This is a genomic window from Vibrio sp. 16, assembly GCF_963681195.1.
GTDB classification, from domain to species: Bacteria; Pseudomonadota; Gammaproteobacteria; order Enterobacterales; family Vibrionaceae; genus Vibrio; species Vibrio sinaloensis_D.
On record NZ_OY808997.1, the window covers coordinates 1,924,537 to 1,941,957 of the forward strand.

Here is a 17,421-nt window from a genome sequence, read left to right on the forward strand (position 1 = left end):
GAGGATGTATAGATCATGAGCCAGAACGTATACCAATTTATTGATGTTCAACGCGTCGACCCTGCGAAAAAGCCAATTAAGATTCGTAAAATAGAGTTTGTTGAAATCTACGAGCCTTTTACCAAACAGCAAGCAACGGCCCAAGCGGATCGCTGTTTAGATTGTGGTAACCCTTACTGTGAATGGAAGTGCCCAGTTCACAACTATATCCCTCAGTGGTTAAAGCTAGCCAATGAAGGTCGAATCATCGAAGCGGCAGAGCTTTCTCACCAAACCAACAGCCTACCTGAAGTCTGTGGACGAGTATGTCCACAAGACCGATTGTGTGAGGGCTCTTGTACGCTTAACGACGACTTTGGCGCTGTCACGATTGGGAATATTGAAAAATACATCACCGACAAAGCGTTCGAGATGGGCTGGAAACCAGACATGTCGAAGGTTGAATGGACGGATAAAAAGGTCGCGATCATTGGAGCAGGTCCTGCGGGGTTAGCGGCTGCTGACATCCTTGTCCGCAATGGCGTTAAGCCGGTGGTGTTTGATCGCTATCCAGAGATCGGTGGCCTACTCACGTTTGGTATTCCATCATTCAAGCTCGAAAAAGGGGTGATGGAAAACCGCCGTAAAGTCTTTTCCGAAATGGGTGTCGAGTTCCGCCTTAATACTGAAGTCGGTCGAGATATCCAAATGCAGCAACTCATCGATGACTACGATGCGGTCTTCCTTGGCGTGGGAACCTATAAGAATATGCGCGCCGGCCTCGAAAACGAAGATGCACCGGGTGTCTACGACGCGCTTCCTTTCCTCATTTCCAATACCTATAAAGTGATGGATTTAGAGGACGACAAGCCATTCATTGATATGAAAGGTAAGAAAGTCGTAGTGCTTGGTGGTGGTGATACCGCTATGGACTGTGTTCGCACTTCTATTCGTCAAAATGCTGACCATGTCATCTGTGCTTATCGCCGTGACGAAGCCAATATGCCGGGCTCACGCCGTGAAGTAAAAAATGCCAAAGAGGAAGGGGTTAACTTCATGTTCAACCTTCAGCCTCTTGGTCTTGAACTGGATAGTTCAGGTAAGGTGTCAGGCGTGAAAGTGGTGAAAACGGCATTAGGTGAGCCTGATGAAGCGGGACGTCGTCGTCCGCAGCCAGTAGAAGGGAGCGAACACGTTCTTGAAGCAGATGCTGTCATCATGGCATTTGGCTTCCAACCTCATCAAATGAGTTGGTTAGAACCTTACGGCGTAGATCTTGATCAATGGGGGCGAATCAAAGCACCATCCGATCAAGAGTTTATGTTCCAAACGAGCAACAAAAAGATCTTTGCCGGTGGCGATGCCGTTCGCGGCTCTGATCTCGTCGTGACAGCTATCGATGAGGGCCGTAAAGCCGCAGAGGGAATCTTGGATTTCTTAGAGGTTTAAGAAACTCACAAAGCTCTATCAATATCACAAAAGGGTCCAATTGCTGGATCCTTTTTTCTTTCTCTACATATAATTAGCTCAAAATAAAAAAGTAGGAATTCAACATGAAGAAAGCCGCTCTTCTTTCCATTGCTATGTTGGGTTTAACCGCCTGTAGCCAAGGAGTTCAAACCATGACGGATCGCACTGCCTCACCTTGTGGTGATAAACCTAACTGCGTGTCAACGCAAGACAATCGCGAAAAGTATCAGCTGTCGCCATTTGTTATTACAAGCAACACTAGCATAGACTCAATTGAAGCTGCTGCACTACGACTCTCGGGCGCAAAAACTGCCGTCAAGGAAGATAACTATCTACGAATCGAATGCACTTCTAAGATCATGCGCTTTGTCGATGATTTAGAGTTAAGAATCGAAGGCGATCAACTGCTTGTTCGATCTGAATCTCGCGTTGGATATTCAGACTTTGGCGTGAATCGTAAGCGCGCTGAGCAGCTAAGAGAACTCCTAAAAGCGGAAAAACTGATCCAATAGACATAGGGTTCAAAAAACAAAAAACCGAAGCACTGGGCTTCGGTTTTTCTTAGTTGGAAAGCAGATTACTGCTCAGCTTCTTCGCGAAAAACAACAAGACGCTTAGGAGCTACCTTGCCATCGTCATTCACTTCAGCAACGCCAATGAACAGTTTCTCTTCACCGGAAGTCATACGCAGGGGTGTGCCTTCTGGTGCACCAAACACTTGCACCGGCATACCATGCTGAACAAGGTTGGTTAGCTCAGCGTTTAGGTTTACCTCAGGTAAATCTTCAACCGCAGTATCCATTGGCAATAGCAGCGGATCTAGTAGCTCTTTCGGTGCCACTTCATCACGGTGTGCTTGCTCAAGTAATTCATTGAGTTGCTCAAGCGTCACCATTTTCTCGTAAGGGTATTTTGCAACTCCAGTACGACGAAGCATTGTCACGTGAGCACCACAGCCAAGCATCTCGCCAAGGTCATCAACGATAGTGCGGATGTAAGTGCCTTTTGAACAGTGCACCTCCATCTCGACTTCATCGCCTTCAAAGCGATGCAGTACGATTTCGTACACCGTGATTTTGCGTGATTCACGCGGTACTTCGATGCCTTTTCGCGCATACTCATACAGCGGCTTACCCTGATACTTCAACGCTGAAAACATTGAAGGTACTTGATCAGACTCACCTCGGAACTTATCAATACACGCTTCCAGCTTTTCAAGGTTCACATCCACCGGGCGCGTTTCAACCACTTCACCATCAGAATCAGAGGTGTCGGTCCGCTCACCCAGCTTAGCGATCACTCGGTAACGCTTATCAGAGTCCAATAGGAACTGAGAGAACTTAGTTGCTTCACCAAGACAGATTGGCAGCATACCCGTCGCTAGGGGATCCAGAGCACCGGTATGACCTGCTTTCTCTGCAAAGTAAATGCGTTTTACTTTCTGCAGTGCATCATTAGATGAAATGCCTGTTGGCTTGTCTAAAAGGACAACACCATTAATTGGACGACCTTTACGACGACGAGCCATTACTCTTCACCTGCCTGATCTTCTTCACGACCAGCGTCATGCTGTTTACGCTTATCTTCGTTAACTACCTCTGACACTAGGTTTGACATACGCATACCCTCGACAAGTGTATTGTCGTAGTGGAAACGTACTTCAGGTGTTAGACGTAGGCGAATGCGTTTGCCTAGCATCATACGGATATGGACTTCATGCTCGCGTAGTGCTTCTAGGCAAGATTCTGGCGTTTGCTCACCAACACATAGGAAAGTAACGAAAACTTTCGCGTATGCTAAATCACGTGACACTTCCACATCAGAAATCGTCACCATGCCTAGGCGAGAATCACGAACTTCGCGTTGAAGGATCATTGCGAGTTCTTTTTGCAGCTGCTGTGCAACACGCTGCGTGCGGCTAAATTCTTTTGACATATCTTTTCTCTTATTAGAAAGAATGGGGGGATGGATAAATTCCAGCCCCCCATGGCGTATTCAACAACCAATTACTGCTTATCTATCAATAAGTAAGCCAGCAATGTTAGTCAATTAGTCTAGAGTACGTTTAACTTCAACGATTTCGAAGACTTCGATTTGGTCACCAACGCGAACATCGTTGTAGTTCTTAACGCCGATACCACATTCGTAGCCGTTCTTAACTTCTTGTACGTCATCTTTAAAGCGACGTAGTGACTCTAGTTCACCTTCGTAGATAACAACGTTATCACGTAGTACGCGGATAGGGTTGTTACGCTTGATGGTACCTTCAGTAACCATACAACCTGCGATTGCACCCAGTTTCGGTGACTTAAATACGTCACGAACTTCAGCAAGACCAATGATCTCTTGCTTGAATTCTGGAGCAAGCATACCGCCCATTGCTTGTTTCACTTCATCAATCAATTGGTAAATGATTGAGTAGTAACGAAGGTCTAGGTTTTCGTTTTCAACAGTACGACGAGCAGTTGCATCAGCACGTACGTTGAAGCCTAGGATGATAGCGTTAGAAGCTGCTGCTAGTACGGCATCAGTTTCAGTAATACCACCAACACCAGAACCTACGATGTTCACTTTCACTTCATCAGTTGAAAGCTTGATTAGTGAGTCAGAGATTGCTTCCACAGAGCCCTGTACGTCAGCCTTAAGAACAACGTTTAGTTCAGCAACTTCACCAGCAGCCATGTTAGAGAACATGTTCTCTAGTTTCGCTTTCTGCTGACGAGCCAGTTTCACTTCACGGAATTTACCTTGACGGTAGTTCGCTACTTCACGAGCTTTACGCTCATCACGTACCACTGTCGCTTCATCACCAGATGCTGGTACACCAGAAAGACCTAGGATCTCTACAGGAATTGATGGGCCAGCAGATGTCACTTCTTTACCGTTCTCATCGCGCATCGCACGAACACGGCCGTACTCTTGACCACAAAGAACGATATCGCCTTTGTTTAGAGTACCTGACTGAACAAGTACTGTTGCAACTGGACCACGACCTTTATCTAGACGAGATTCAACAACAACACCAGACGCCATGCCTTCTTCAACCGCTGTCAGTTCTAGAACTTCAGATTGTAGAAGGATAGTCTCTAGAAGACCGTCGATGTTTGTACCCTGTTTCGCAGAGATGTGAACGAACATGTTCTCACCGCCCCACTCCTCAGGAATAACGTCGTACTGAGCTAGCTCGTTCTTAACGTTATCTGGGTTCGCGTCTTCTTTATCGATCTTGTTCACAGCAACAATCAGAGGAACGCCTGCCGCTTTCGCGTGCTGGATCGCTTCGATTGTTTGTGGCATTACGCCATCGTCCGCTGCTACCACTAGAACAACGATATCTGTCGCTTGAGCACCACGTGCACGCATTGCTGTAAACGCCGCGTGTCCAGGAGTATCAAGGAAGGTAATCATGCCGTTGTCTGTTTCAACGTGGTATGCACCGATGTGCTGCGTGATACCGCCCGCTTCACCTGAAGCAACGTGTGCTTTACGGATGTAGTCAAGGGTAGACGTTTTACCATGGTCAACGTGACCCATGATAGTTACAACAGGAGCACGAGGAACTGCTTCAGCGTTGTTGTCACGATCTGACAGTACCGCTTCTTCTAGTTCGTTCTCTTTACGAATGATAACCTTGTGACCCATTTCTTCAGCCACTAGCTGTGCTGTTTCTTGGTCAATCACTTGGTTGATAGTCGCCATTGCGCCCATCTTCATCATCACTTTGATAACTTCTGTAGCTTTAACAGACATTTTGCTCGCAAGCTCAGAAACAACAATGGTTTCACCGATAACAACATCCGCTTTCGCTACTGTCGCTGTCTTATCGAAACCTTGCTGCATTGAAGCAGGCTTAGCCAGTTTGCCTTTATTGCGGCCTTTGCCACCGCGCTGGTTACGGCCACCGCGAGCTTGTTCGTCGTTGTTAGAAGCTTTTTTCTTCTTCTTACGACGGCCACCTTCTTCACGGCGGTCAGCCGCGTCTTCAGCTTCACGAGCGTAAGAAGAAGTTGTTACATGGTAGTCAGAGTTTTCCAACTCTTTCTTCTTCTTCTCTTCTTCAGTCCAGCGAGCTTCGTTCTCTTCAGCTAGTTTACGAGCTTCTTCAACAAGCTTCGCAGCTTCTTGTTCAGCTTTACGCTTCGCTTCTTCTTCCTGACGACGTTTTAGTTCATCAGCTTCTTGCTTCGCTTGCGTGTTCGCTTCCGCGTTCTTTGCATTCATGTCTTTTTTAGCCTTATCAGCTTGTGCGCGTTTGGCCTTCTCTTCAGCTTCACGTTTTGCGTCCGCTTCTCGCTTCGCTTTCTCTTCGGCCTCGCGTTGTGCTTTCTCTGCAGCTTCACGTTTCGCTTGCTCTTCAGCTTCACGTTTCGCAAGCTCTTCGGCTTCACGTTTGGCTGCTTCCTCAGCCTCACGTTTTGCTTCGTCTTCGATAGTGCTGCGCTTCACGTAAGTGCGCTTTTTACGCACTTCTACTTGAACATCCTTACTCTTACCGCCACCGGCATTAACGCTCAATGTGCTGCGAGTCTTACGCTGTAGTGTTAAGCGAGTAGGCTCAGTTTCACCAGAGGTGTCACCGTGCTCTTTCTTAAGGTGAGTCAAAAGTTTCTGCTTTTCTTCGTCAGAAACTTGATCACTACTCGCTTTCTTCATACCAGCGTCAGCAAGTTGTTCAATTAAGCGGTCCACTGGAGTTCCAATTTCTTCACTCAGTGCCTTAACAGTAATTTGTGTCATGCCGCTTCCTCCTTGCTGAATATTATGCGTCTTCGCCGAACCAACAGATGTTACGAGCAGCCATGATTAGCTCACCCGCACGTTCTTCAGTTAGGCCTTCGATACCTTCTAGGTCATCGATACCTTGGTCTGCTAGATCTTCTAGTGTTGCAACACCTTTAGCAGCCAGTTTAAATGCCATTTCACGCTCTAGGCCTTCTAGACCAAGTAGATCTTCTGCAGGCTCAACACCTTCGAAAGATTCTTCTTGAGCAAGAGCTAGAGTCGTTAGAGCATTCTTCGCACGATTACGTAGTTCTTCGACTAGGTCTTCATCAAGACCGTCAACTTCTAGTAGCTCATTGACAGGAACATAAGCTACTTCTTCTAGAGTAGAGAAGCCTTCTTCAACGAGCAGTTGAGCAAAGTCTTCTTCGATGTCTAGGTGCTTCATGAAAGCATCAATTGCAGCTTGAGATTCTTCAGCGTGTTTCTTCTGAAGATCCGCAACTGTCATTACGTTTAGTTCCCAACCAGTTAGTTGAGAGGCCAAACGTACGTTTTGGCCGTTACGACCGATAGCTTGCGCTAGGTTGTCCGCTTCAACTGCGATGTCCATTGAGTGCGCGTCTTCATCAACGATGATAGAAGCCACATCCGCAGGCGCCATTGCATTGATAACAAATTGCGCTGGGTTATCATCCCAAAGCACGATATCAATACGCTCACCGCCGAGTTCGCCAGAAACCGCTTGTACACGTGCACCACGCATACCAACACACGCACCAACAGGGTCGATACGCTTGTCATTCGTTTTAACTGCGATTTTCGCACGAGAACCAGGATCACGTGCCGCGCCCTTAAGTTCGATGATTTCTTCAGCAATTTCTGGAACTTCAACACGGAATAGTTCTGCAAGCATCTCTGGCTTAGAGCGAGTGATGAACAGCTGGAAACCACGTGCTTCTGGCGCTACTTTGTAAAGAAGACCGCGAACACGGTCGCCTGGACGGAAGTTTTCGCGAGGAAGTTGGTCGTCACGTAGGATAACCGCTTCAGCGTTGTTGCCTAGATCAAGAACAACCGTCTCACGGTTTACTTTCTTAACCACGCCTGTCACTAGCTCACCTTCATTGTCGATGAACTGCTCTACGATTTGTGCGCGCTCTGCTTCACGTACTTTTTGTACGATTACTTGCTTAGCCGTTTGAGTTGTGATGCGGTCAAATGTCACTGACTCGATATCATCTTCAACAAAGTCACCCAATTGGATTTCTGCATCTTCGTATTGAGCAGCTTCCAGTGAGATTTCCTTTGTTGGGTTCTCAACTTCTTCTACTACCAACCAACGGCGGAACGTTTCGAACTCACCCGTTTTACGGTCGATTTCAACACGTACATCGATCTCGATTTCGTGCTTCTTTTTTGTAGATGTCGCAAGAGCAATTTCTAGGGCTTCAAAGATACGTTCACGAGGTACGGCTTTTTCGTTCGATACCGCTTCTACTACCGCTAAAATTTCTTTACTCATTTTAAATAGCCTCTAAGACTTTAATTAAAATTTAGGGATGAGGTTAGCTTTTGAGATGTTGCTAAGCGCAAACTCTTCTTCGTTACCATCAACAGTAACGGAGATTGTCTCACCATCGACAGAATGGATTACACCCTTCCACTTACGACGGTTGCCAACAGCCATTTTCAAAACGATGCTGACCTCGTGACCAATAAATTGTTCATAGTGAGCTGCTTTGAAAAGTGGTCTTTCTAAACCGGGAGAAGACACTTCAAGGTTGTAAGCCACCGTGATTGGATCTTCAACGTCCATAACTGCACTAACTTGACGACTCACTTCAGCACAATCTTCGACGTTAATGCCGTTCTCGTGATCGATGAAGATTCGCAACGTTGAATGCTCGCCTGCGCGAATAAATTCTAATCCAACTAACTCATAACCTGATGCCGCTACTGGAGCTTCAAGCATTTCAGTAAGTTGTCTTTCTAAACCAGTCATTTAAACCACTCCAGAAACAAAAAAAGGGCTCAGAGCCCAATTTAAATTCCAAGCAAAACACCAAATTTTCCCATTGGGAAAATTTAGATAACAAAAAACCCCGAAAAGTCGGGGTTTTTTGTTGCTGGACCCTGATAGTTAAACGATATCTATGCCGTCTAACTCGCAGTATTACTACTGCGCAAACTTGCCTAAATTCCACTTAAGAATTTGGTTGCGGGGGCCGGATTTGAACCGACGACCTTCGGGTTATGAGCCCGACGAGCTACCAAGCTGCTCCACCCCGCGTCCGACTTGTCGAGCATTATACGCTCTCCAAGGTGTTTTACAAGTTTGTAAATCAATGGTGCCGAGAGAGGGACTCGAACCCTCACACCTAAGGCACTAGCACCTCATGCTAGCGTGTCTACCAATTTCACCATCTCGGCAGCTAAATCTATCTAAAAGCTAGAAAGTAGCTTATTGAGGAATTTCATCGCCCTGTGGAGCGGGAATTTCACTCGCATCGTCAGCTTGTTGAATGATTTGACCTTGTGTCGGGTCAACCCATTGTGACTCAGTCTTATGTGTAGACATATTACCAAGTACCAAGCTAAGGATGAAAAATACTGTTGCAAAAATTGCAGTCATTCGGGTTAGGAAATTACCTGAGCCGCTTGCGCCAAACACTGTGTTTGATGCGCCTGCACCGAATGAGGCTCCCATATCTGCGCCTTTACCTTGTTGAATCAACACTAGGCCGATTACACCAACCGCTGCCAACAGGTAAATCACAAGTAGAACTGTAAACATTATTTCCACCTATGTTCCAAATTGTTGAGCCAGCGCCGCTCGAAAACTTTACTTTACAATACGGTTTTAGAACAAGGCTAGCGACCTCCTTTCCGAAGGCCGAGCAATACTAGCGAAACGCTATGGCGCTGACAAGAGATAATTTGCAAAAAAACACACTAGACGCTTCAAGCGGTCAAAAAAAGGGCAAACTGCGACTTTTTTGTCAATCTAGGCGGTACTTTAGCCTCTCTATTACTTGGGTAACACACTCTTAATTTACAGAGGCATGCTAGAAAACTAGAGAGTATCGAACTCTGAGCTGTACTCAACTAGACCGCTTCGTCCAGAAAACTCATCCTCGGCAAGCGTTTTTACCTGAAATGCACCAGCAGGCACTTCCCACTTACAGTGCATATTATGCTGCTCTGCCGAGACAAAGCCAAAACGGGAGTAATAAGCTGGATCACCAAGTACGACGCAAGCAGGGTAGCCGAGTTCAAATAGAGAGGCGAAACCTTCTTTAACAAGCTGTGCCGCAATGCCTTGGCCTCGGAACTCTTCTTTTACCGCTAAAGGTGCCAAACCTTGCCAGTTAAAATCCTCACCATTTAAAGTGACAGGGCTAAACAATAGGTAACCGACCACTTCTCCTTCATCTGTTGACGCTACAAGAGATAACGAACGGCGACCGTTCTCACGGAGCTTCATCACTAGGTTTGCTTCTGCTTCGGTATCGAATGCAGATTTTAATAATCGGTCTACGGCTAAGATGTCAGCCGGTGCTTCAGTTCGAATAAGCATTTACTACCTCACTTTGTGTCGACGGCGATTGTAAGCCTTTCTGCACAAAGTCGGCTAGTTGATTTAGTAAACTTTGTAACGGTTTTGGTAAAGATTCTAAATCGACACTGTCCATCAGGTTCTTTACTTCTAAACCCAACTCAGTATCGCCTTCAATTGACAAACGACGCTGGAAAAACAGGGTATCCGGATCTTCTTTGCGACCTGCGATTAACACCAAGTCGTTCAGATTACCGCAAAACGCAACGTCCTCTTGGACTGGCTTATCAGCCACAACAAGGCGTTCATTCTCATAGCTGATATACCAGCTTAACTGCATATCCTTCACTTCGACTTTCAACCACTTATCTTCTAGAAACTCGAAGTCGCCATCTTCCAATGCTTCTTTGAAAACAGTTTTAAGCCCTTCTAATAAGGCTTTTTTTTGTACAGATTGCGGCAATAAGTGGACTGGAGATCGCAAAATTGATGCGGCGTTTTGAACTAGTTGGGTGCGAATCTTGTTAATCACGCGAGTTATCCGTTAACTTGTTTACTTGAATAGCCCATCATAGTGGATGTGCAAATCTAGATTCCTGTTATTTGTCAAAGAATCAGCGTTAACAGCTAACTCTTTAATATCACTTCAATGCCAGTTATATTAATAGAGTCGACCCATCCACTAACCTAATGGATCCACCGCTCTTAGGGAATATCGGTAACAGCTTGATGCTATCGCAACAACTTCAGCATTGGTTCACGAAAATTACGGATAACAGTCCGTTTTTTTTCGCCATTTTAGATAACCAGCATAACTATGCTTTGGTTAACGGACGCTATTGTGATATCGCAGGCCTCAGCCCTCAAGAACTGGTAGGAATGAACGACTCGCAAATCTTAGGCGAGCAGTTTTACGAACTCCTCAGACCGTACTACGAAAGAACATTCAGTGGCGAAGCGCTGGAAGCTGAAATTACCCTCGGCGGAAATGATTTAGAAACCAGCCTGCACTTTAGTCTCTCCCCAATTAAAGCTGAAAACGGTGTTGAACATGTTATTTTTCACGCCATCGATACATCAGAAAAACACATTCTGATTCGTTCACTTGAGGAGTCTGAAGGCAAGTTTTCGACGCTGACCTCCCTACTTCCTGATGGTTTGTTGCTTGTTGAAGACGACTGCATTATTTCCGCCAACCCAGCAGCCATTCGCCTGTTAGGCTTTGAATCTACAAGTAATTTGCTTGGAGAGACGTTTTCAAGGCTATTTGTTGACGAAAAAACCAAAACCGTTTTTTCTGACAACCTTAGTTCGACTCTCGGTGAAGCTCCATTAATGTGCTTGACGGGGCCACGATGTGGTTTCGAGCGTCGAGTCCAGCTCAATGCAGACTCCACCACACTTCTAGGTAGCAATTCGCAACTGGTATTAATTCAAGATGCCGAGGCCGCGCCCAAGCTGTTATCAAACGCGGGGCAAGAAGACGCACACATTGACTCTTTAACAGGGCTATATAACCGTTTTGGCTTTACCAAGCGACTGGAGCAATTGATTCAAAACGATACCCCGTTAATCATGCTCTACTTGGACATTGATAACTTTAAGAATATTAACGACTCTTTGGGTCATCATATTGGCGACAAAGTGATCAAAGAAGTCTCTTCTCGTCTTAAGCGCCTTTTGCCCCAGCAAGCGGTTTTAGGGCATTTAGGAGGCGACGAGTTCGGCTTGATTCTTCCTGAGCCAGAAAACAATCGTATGGCAGAAATGCTGTCAGAGCGCATCATTTCATTGATAAATCAACCGTTTGATCTCCACCACTTTAGTAAACGCCTCGCTTGCTCTATCGGTAGTGTGGCGTACCCTGGTGATGGCAACGATGCTCGAATTCTGTTGCAAAATGCAGATACGGCGATGTACGAAGCCAAAGATCGTGGTCGCAACCGACTGATCAAATTCAATGACCAAATGAACAAAGAAGCACGCATGCGCCTTTGGCTGGAAATAGAGCTACAAAAAGCGTTGCAGCAGAACGGTTTGGAAGTTTGGTATCAACCTAAAGTCAATGCACGGGACTTCAGCATTAACGGCGCAGAAGCTCTAATTCGCTGGAAGCACCCAGTGGAAGGCTACATTAGCCCAGCGGCGTTTATTCCTGTGGCAGAGCGCGCTGGCCTGATCGAACACTTAGGGCGTGTCGTCATGCGTGACGTGTTCAGTACCGTGAAACGTTGGAAACTCCAAGGTATTCTACCAGGCCGTGTGGCAATTAACCTTTCTCCGGAGCAATTTGGTAACCCGAAATTGATCGACTACATGGAAAAGCTGCTGCGAACGACAGAGCTAGATCCAAATTGCATTACCTTCGAGCTCACCGAAAGTGCCGTGATGAGTGACAGTGACCATACACTACAAATGCTCAATGCCATCAAAAAACTCGGTTTTTCTCTGTCGATTGATGACTTTGGAACGGGTTACTCGTCTCTCTCTTATTTGGCACGTTTCCCACTTGATGAGCTCAAAATAGACCGCGCCTTTATCACCGATATTGATACCTTACCGAAGCAAGTCACCGTTATCGAAAACATCATTAACCTCGGTAAGTCACTCAATTTAACCGTGGTTGCTGAAGGGGTAGAGACTCAACAGCAAGCGACGTTGTTATCCAATTTGAACTGTAACTCAATTCAAGGCTTCCATTTCCATCGACCGCAACCGAAACAAGAAGTAGAAGAGCTATTTGCTCAAAATCGTCGCCACAAAAACTAACTCCAAGTAAGTAATTGAGTGAGAAACTCACTCAAACCTGCCTTACATCAAATTTGCTATTCATAATTCTTCATAAAATGCTCACCAAATTTCGAACAATCAGTCTTGGTAAGAGCAATGGAACTCCTATGCCCAGCAGGTAATCTTCCTGCACTAAAAACGGCCATTGATTGTGGCGCTGACGCGGTGTACATCGGCTTTAAAGATGATACCAACGCCCGCCACTTTGCAGGGTTGAACTTCACCGGAAAGAAACTGGAAAAAGCCGTTCAGTACGTTCACGACCACAACAAGAAGATCCATGTTGCTCTCAACACGTTTGCGCATCCAGATGGCTTTGAGCGTTGGACTGATGCGGTCGATCGCGCCGCCGACAACGGAGTAGATGCGCTTATCGTGGCAGACATTGCGGTACTGGATTACGCAGCTCGCAAGCATCCTGATTTAGAACTGCACCTATCCGTTCAAGCATCAGCAACCAATATCGCCGCTATCGACTTCTACAAGAGCAACTTCAATGTTAAGCGCGTCGTCTTGCCACGCGTTCTTTCTATCCATCAGGTAAAACAGCTATCACGCAATATGACGAGTGATGTCGAGTTAGAAGTTTTCGCTTTTGGTAGTTTGTGCATTATGTCTGAGGGGCGCTGTTACCTCTCTTCTTACATGACAGGCGAATCACCAAACACGGTAGGCGCGTGTTCTCCAGCTAAATATGTTCGCTGGCAAGAAACCGCTCAAGGCCTAGAATCGCGCCTAAACGACATTCTTATCGACCGCTACAGCGAAGGTGAAAATGCAGGGTATCCCACATTGTGTAAGGGGCGCTTCACAGCCGACCTAGAGGAGCAGACAAAGGCTTACCATGCGTTGGAAGAGCCTACCAGCTTAAATACTTTGTCAATGCTGCCTGATTTGTTTGCTGCCAACGTCGCCTCAGTCAAAATTGAAGGTCGTCAGCGAAGCCCTGCCTATGTCGAACAGGTGACTCGCACATGGCGTGCTGCCATTGATCGCTATTTAGCCCACCCAGAAAGCTATCAAGTTGAAGCCGCTTGGAATGCGACATTGGCAAACGTATCCGAAGGTACCCAAACCACCTTGGGTGCGTATTATCGCAAATGGCAATAGAGGTAAGCATGGAAAACAATATGAAGTATGCACTAGGCCCATTGCTGTATTTCTGGCCTAAACAAGATGTAGAAGATTTTTATCAACAAGCAACGTCAAGCTCGGCTGATATTATCTATCTAGGCGAAAGCGTCTGCTCGAAACGCAGAGAAATGAAACCTGCGCATTGGTTTGATATCGCTAAAGAGCTAAGTTCTGCGGGTAAACAAGTGGTTCTCTCCACCATGGCATTGCTTGAAGCCCCTAGCGAAGTCAACATCATGAAAAAGTACATCGACAATGGTGATTTTGCTATCGAAGCTAACGATGTCTCGGCGATTCAACTTGCCTCACAGAGCAAAGTCCCTTTTGTGGTTGGCCCTGCTGTGAATACTTACAACGCACACACTCTCAATCTATTTCTCAAGCAAGGTATGATGCGTTGGTGTATGCCCGTTGAGTTATCACGTGAATGGTTAAACAATGTGTTGAATCAATGTGATGAGCTTGGTATTCGTAATCAATTTGAAGTGGAAGTCTTTAGTCATGGCTACTTACCACTCGCTTATTCCGCCCGCTGTTTCACCGCTCGAGCAGAAAACAAAGCCAAAGATGATTGCGAGACTTGCTGCATCAAATATCCAACGGGTATTCAGGTCAGTAGCCAAGAAGGCCAAGAGGTGTTTAATCTCAATGGCATCCAAACCCAATCAGGCTATTGCTATAACCTAATCAATGATCTGCCGAATATGAAAGGTTTGGTTGATGTGGTTCGCTTAAGCCCACTCGGGCTGAGTACTTTCTCGGATCTGAATAATTTCCGAGCCAATGAAACTGGGCAAAACCCAATGCCGATTCAAAGCAGACAATGCAATGGCTATTGGCACCAACTTGCTGGATTAGAGGTAAAAACGCTCTAAGACGTTTCTCCTAAAGGCAAGATATGAAAAAGGGCTCAATGAGCCCTTTTTTACGCATGTGTAATCTGAGAGTGTTGGTTTTGATAGCGGCGCACATCTTTGACCAACAACAAGATAACCACCGCACTCAGAGCAATGTTGGAGAGCGGATACGCAATCCAAATCCCTGGAACACCGAACAATTTCGGCATGAGGTAAAGAAAAGGAAGCTGAATCAGCATATTGCCCACCATCACAAACATCGCTTTGCTTCCCTTATTGATGGCTTGATAGTAAGCCCCTGCCACCACCAAGAAACCATCCAATGCCAAGGCAAACATATGTAGACGAATACCCAGCACCGTGTGCTCGACCAGTTGCGTGCTCTCTTCGTTGAACACAGAAACGAACTGAGTTGGAAATACATTAAGCAGAATAACAAAAGCCAATCCAATCAATACCGCACTCGACATCGCCACTTTGAGTAGCTTGCGAATGTTCTCCTGATTGCGTGCGCCGTGGTTATAGCTGACAAGCGGTTGCATACCATTCGCGATCCCTTCTGCGGTCAAATAGTACACTGTGACGATGTAGCCTAAGATGGCATAAGCACCGATCATTAATTGATCGCCGTGTTGAGCAAACAACGCGTTATGTAACGCCACCATCATTGACCCATAGGCGTACATAAAGAAACTGGACGTTCCAATCGCAAAAATTTTAGGAATAACGTCAAGCTTGAGCCTCAATTGACTCCAGCGCAAACGCAGATTGGCTTTTGAAGAGAAGAAATACGCTAAGCCAAGCCCGGTCACAGTCAACTGTGCCACTGCGGTTGCTATCGCGGCTCCTGTTAACTCCCAGTCAAGCCAAGCGATAAACAGATAATCGAGCGCAATATTGATAACGGCTCCTACCACCATCAGTATCGTCGCAAGATTCGGGCTATCGTCATTGCGCAACAAAAATGGCATAGCAATCGAGCCTAGGGTAAACGCGCAGGCACCAATCAATATATGCAGATACTGGAGGCCCAGTTCGAACACACGCCCTTCTGCCCCTTGCCAAAGGAGAAAGTCTTCAGCAAAGAAAAACAGCACACCAGACACAAGCGGTACAAGCGCAAACAACAAGGCAATCCCCGTTGCTAAGATCTGTTTCGCCCCTAGCGTATCTTGCTCTCCTTGACGAATCGAGACCAGCGCACCTGTACCGACGCCAATAAGCATACCAATACCAAGAATGGAGCCGATGACAGGCCAAGCAACGTTGATCCCCGCTAACCCATCAGCCCCAACATAGCGACCAATAAAAATACCATCGACCACTTGATAGAGACCGTTGACCAACATAGCCGCTACGGTTGGAATCGTATAGCGCCAAAACTGTTTATAGATGGATGTTTGCATATTTTCACCACAAGTTAGCTAGGCTAACTAAATAGATAAATTTTTAACTCAATGATTTTTCTAGCAAGCTGATCAGAGTATTCACTTCATCAGCACTTAGTTTGCGTCCCATTTGCTCTGCAATGTGTTGGTAAACCACTTGCTCATAGGACAAATCCTCGAGCACTTGTTCTGTCAACACAACTCGCTTTGCTCGGCCATCCTCAGCACAAGAAATACGCTTAACCAATCCTTTTCTTTCTAACCTTGCGACCATATTGGAGGCTGAAGGTTTAGTCACTTTCATCTCTTCCGCAAGATCAGTGATACGAATACCTTGTTGATGTTCTTCTATGGATCTTAAATAGTCGTATTCATTGAAGCTCAAGCCATAGAGGAGATCCTCTTTGGCATGAACTCGCCACGCTTTGGAGCAGTATCGCTCCAATTCCATTAAATTCTTTTCTAAGCTCATAGTTATTGCACTTAGTTAGCAAGGCTAACTATTTTAGCCAATTACTTGGCCGTTGCAATCTAATTTTCTCGCAACAAAAAAGCCACTGTTCAACAGTGGCTTTCGGGTCGTAATTCGTTTAATTAGAGGTTTGCTGTTCCAGTTTGGCTTTGGCCAACTGTTGCTCTTTTACCTCGTTGTAAATGCGGTTCAATTCGAGGAAAGCATAACGATGCTCGACATACTCATACACATTGAATGAGATGGCTAATTTATACAGTGAGATAGCACTCGCGAAATCCCCTTCACTTTGATAACGCTTGCCTAAGTAGAAATAGGCCTCCGTCAAGCGCTGGGCAAGTAGAGTGTTATCTCGGGTTCCGGATAAAATAGCTTTAAAGGCTTGTTGTTCAGTAACATCACCAAGTGTTATCGCCACCAGCACCCAGCCCCATTGTTCGTCGCGACGTTGATAGCGTAAAACCAAATCTTGGCGAGCTAACGCAGGATCGACTTCCGCTTGAATCAGGTATAACCAAAGCGCTCGAAATGGATCACTAGGGTCTTGGTTGTAGTGTTTCTCAATATCCTCTAATGCCAACTCAATACGATCACCATAGTAAAGGGCAATCGCTCGATTTCTCTCTGCGTAAGAGTTATCAGGGTCAAGTTCTAACGTAGAGTCAAAGGCATCATACGCAGCGTCAAACTCCCCCGCTTGGGTAAAATAGACGCCGAGCAAGTTGAATAAATCAGGCTGTGCAGGGTTTAGTGCTAAAGATTGGTTGTAATCGAGGCGAGCTAAGTCCCTTAAACCAACGCTATCGTAATAATTGCCTCGCTCGAAGAACATCTTAGCGCGAACTTCACTCGTCAAGTCTGGACGTTGAAGCAACTGGCTTAAGCGCGCAATCTGAACCTCTTGCTGAACACTGGCCTGCAAAGGTACCGCCATCGGGGGATAAAGCCACTCGGCTTGTTGACTAGATTTAGAGGCACAGCCAGCAGTCACCAATAATGTTAGACCCAATGCCGCGGTTTGAAACCATTTCACAAATATGTACTCCTGTC

The 17,421-nt window shown here is 46.1% G+C and carries 16 protein-coding genes and 2 tRNA genes; 5 read left to right on the plus strand and 13 right to left on the minus strand.

Translation table 11 applies throughout. The features are described from left to right. Positions 1 to 15 precede the first annotated feature (15 nt). Both U9J37_RS08660 and U9J37_RS08665 read left to right on the plus strand, forming a co-directional pair. On the plus strand, positions 16 to 1,428 hold the full coding sequence (locus U9J37_RS08660; RefSeq protein WP_005472857.1) for a glutamate synthase small subunit GltD family protein: 1,413 nt from the start codon (positions 16 to 18) through the stop codon (positions 1,426 to 1,428). Between the two features lie 104 nt (positions 1,429 to 1,532). After that, a complete protein-coding gene (locus U9J37_RS08665; RefSeq protein WP_005472865.1) occupies positions 1,533 to 1,961 on the plus strand; it encodes a DUF1499 domain-containing protein in 429 nt (142 codons plus the stop codon). Positions 1,962 to 2,026: 65 nt separating this feature from the next. Here U9J37_RS08665 and truB read toward each other — a convergent pair whose 3' ends face one another. The 10 genes from truB to ubiT form a co-directional block, all read right to left on the minus strand. Beyond that, positions 2,027 to 2,977 carry a tRNA pseudouridine(55) synthase TruB gene (gene truB, locus U9J37_RS08670; RefSeq protein ID WP_005472787.1) on the minus strand — a complete coding sequence of 317 codons (951 nt, stop codon included), beginning with the start codon at positions 2,975 to 2,977 and terminating at the stop codon, positions 2,027 to 2,029. Beyond that, positions 2,977 to 3,384 carry a 30S ribosome-binding factor RbfA gene (rbfA, locus tag U9J37_RS08675; protein ID WP_005472794.1) on the minus strand — a complete coding sequence of 136 codons (408 nt, stop codon included), beginning with the start codon at positions 3,382 to 3,384 and terminating at the stop codon, positions 2,977 to 2,979. The genes truB and rbfA overlap by 1 nt, the downstream gene beginning before the upstream one ends. A gap of 114 nt (positions 3,385 to 3,498) precedes the next feature. Then, positions 3,499 to 6,186: a translation initiation factor IF-2 gene (infB, locus tag U9J37_RS08680; RefSeq protein ID WP_005472800.1), complete on the minus strand. Its 2,688-nt coding sequence runs from the start codon at positions 6,184 to 6,186 to the stop codon at positions 3,499 to 3,501. Between the two features lie 22 nt (positions 6,187 to 6,208). Beyond that, entirely contained in the window at positions 6,209 to 7,696 is a 1,488-nt protein-coding gene (gene nusA, locus U9J37_RS08685; RefSeq protein WP_005472880.1) for a transcription termination factor NusA, read from the minus strand. Between the two features lie 24 nt (positions 7,697 to 7,720). Further along, the gene (gene rimP, locus U9J37_RS08690) at positions 7,721 to 8,176 is read right to left on the minus strand and encodes a ribosome maturation factor RimP (RefSeq protein ID WP_005472901.1); all 456 of its coding nucleotides are present in this window, start codon (positions 8,174 to 8,176) and stop codon (positions 7,721 to 7,723) included. Positions 8,177 to 8,387: 211 nt separating this feature from the next. Continuing rightward, positions 8,388 to 8,464: transfer RNA gene (locus U9J37_RS08695), tRNA-Met, on the minus strand. A 56-nt stretch (positions 8,465 to 8,520) separates the two neighbouring features. Further along, positions 8,521 to 8,604: transfer RNA gene (locus U9J37_RS08700), tRNA-Leu, on the minus strand. Between the two features lie 31 nt (positions 8,605 to 8,635). Further along, a complete protein-coding gene (secG, locus tag U9J37_RS08705) occupies positions 8,636 to 8,968 on the minus strand; it encodes a preprotein translocase subunit SecG (protein ID WP_005472784.1) in 333 nt (110 codons plus the stop codon). A 279-nt stretch (positions 8,969 to 9,247) separates the two neighbouring features. Next, the gene (locus U9J37_RS08710) at positions 9,248 to 9,751 is read right to left on the minus strand and encodes a GNAT family N-acetyltransferase (protein WP_005472909.1); all 504 of its coding nucleotides are present in this window, start codon (positions 9,749 to 9,751) and stop codon (positions 9,248 to 9,250) included. Next, a complete protein-coding gene (ubiT, locus tag U9J37_RS08715; protein ID WP_005472920.1) occupies positions 9,735 to 10,262 on the minus strand; it encodes a ubiquinone anaerobic biosynthesis accessory factor UbiT in 528 nt (175 codons plus the stop codon). Before ubiT ends, U9J37_RS08710 begins: the two co-directional genes overlap by 17 nt. A 197-nt stretch (positions 10,263 to 10,459) precedes the next feature. Between ubiT and U9J37_RS08720 the strand changes: the two genes are divergently transcribed. The 3 genes from U9J37_RS08720 to U9J37_RS08730 all read left to right on the plus strand — a co-directional run bounded on the left by U9J37_RS08720 (position 10,460) and on the right by U9J37_RS08730 (position 14,529). Further along, the gene (locus U9J37_RS08720) at positions 10,460 to 12,499 is read left to right on the plus strand and encodes an EAL domain-containing protein (protein WP_043887062.1); all 2,040 of its coding nucleotides are present in this window, start codon (positions 10,460 to 10,462) and stop codon (positions 12,497 to 12,499) included. A gap of 117 nt (positions 12,500 to 12,616) precedes the next feature. Next, positions 12,617 to 13,630, plus strand: coding sequence for a ubiquinone anaerobic biosynthesis protein UbiU (gene ubiU / locus U9J37_RS08725; RefSeq protein ID WP_005472832.1), 1,014 nt, complete (start codon positions 12,617 to 12,619; stop codon positions 13,628 to 13,630). 20 nt (positions 13,631 to 13,650) lie between these two features. After that, entirely contained in the window at positions 13,651 to 14,529 is an 879-nt protein-coding gene (locus U9J37_RS08730; RefSeq protein WP_043887063.1) for a U32 family peptidase, read from the plus strand. Positions 14,530 to 14,579: 50 nt separating this feature from the next. Here U9J37_RS08730 and U9J37_RS08735 read toward each other — a convergent pair whose 3' ends face one another. The 3 genes from U9J37_RS08735 to nlpI form a co-directional block, all read right to left on the minus strand. After that, on the minus strand, positions 14,580 to 15,917 hold the full coding sequence (locus tag U9J37_RS08735) for an MATE family efflux transporter (RefSeq protein ID WP_322413796.1): 1,338 nt from the start codon (positions 15,915 to 15,917) through the stop codon (positions 14,580 to 14,582). A gap of 43 nt (positions 15,918 to 15,960) precedes the next feature. Further along, a complete protein-coding gene (locus U9J37_RS08740) occupies positions 15,961 to 16,371 on the minus strand; it encodes a MarR family winged helix-turn-helix transcriptional regulator (RefSeq protein ID WP_005472917.1) in 411 nt (136 codons plus the stop codon). A 118-nt stretch (positions 16,372 to 16,489) separates the two neighbouring features. Further along, the gene (gene nlpI / locus U9J37_RS08745; RefSeq protein WP_322413797.1) at positions 16,490 to 17,404 is read right to left on the minus strand and encodes a lipoprotein NlpI; all 915 of its coding nucleotides are present in this window, start codon (positions 17,402 to 17,404) and stop codon (positions 16,490 to 16,492) included. Between the last annotated feature and the right edge of the window lie 17 nt (positions 17,405 to 17,421).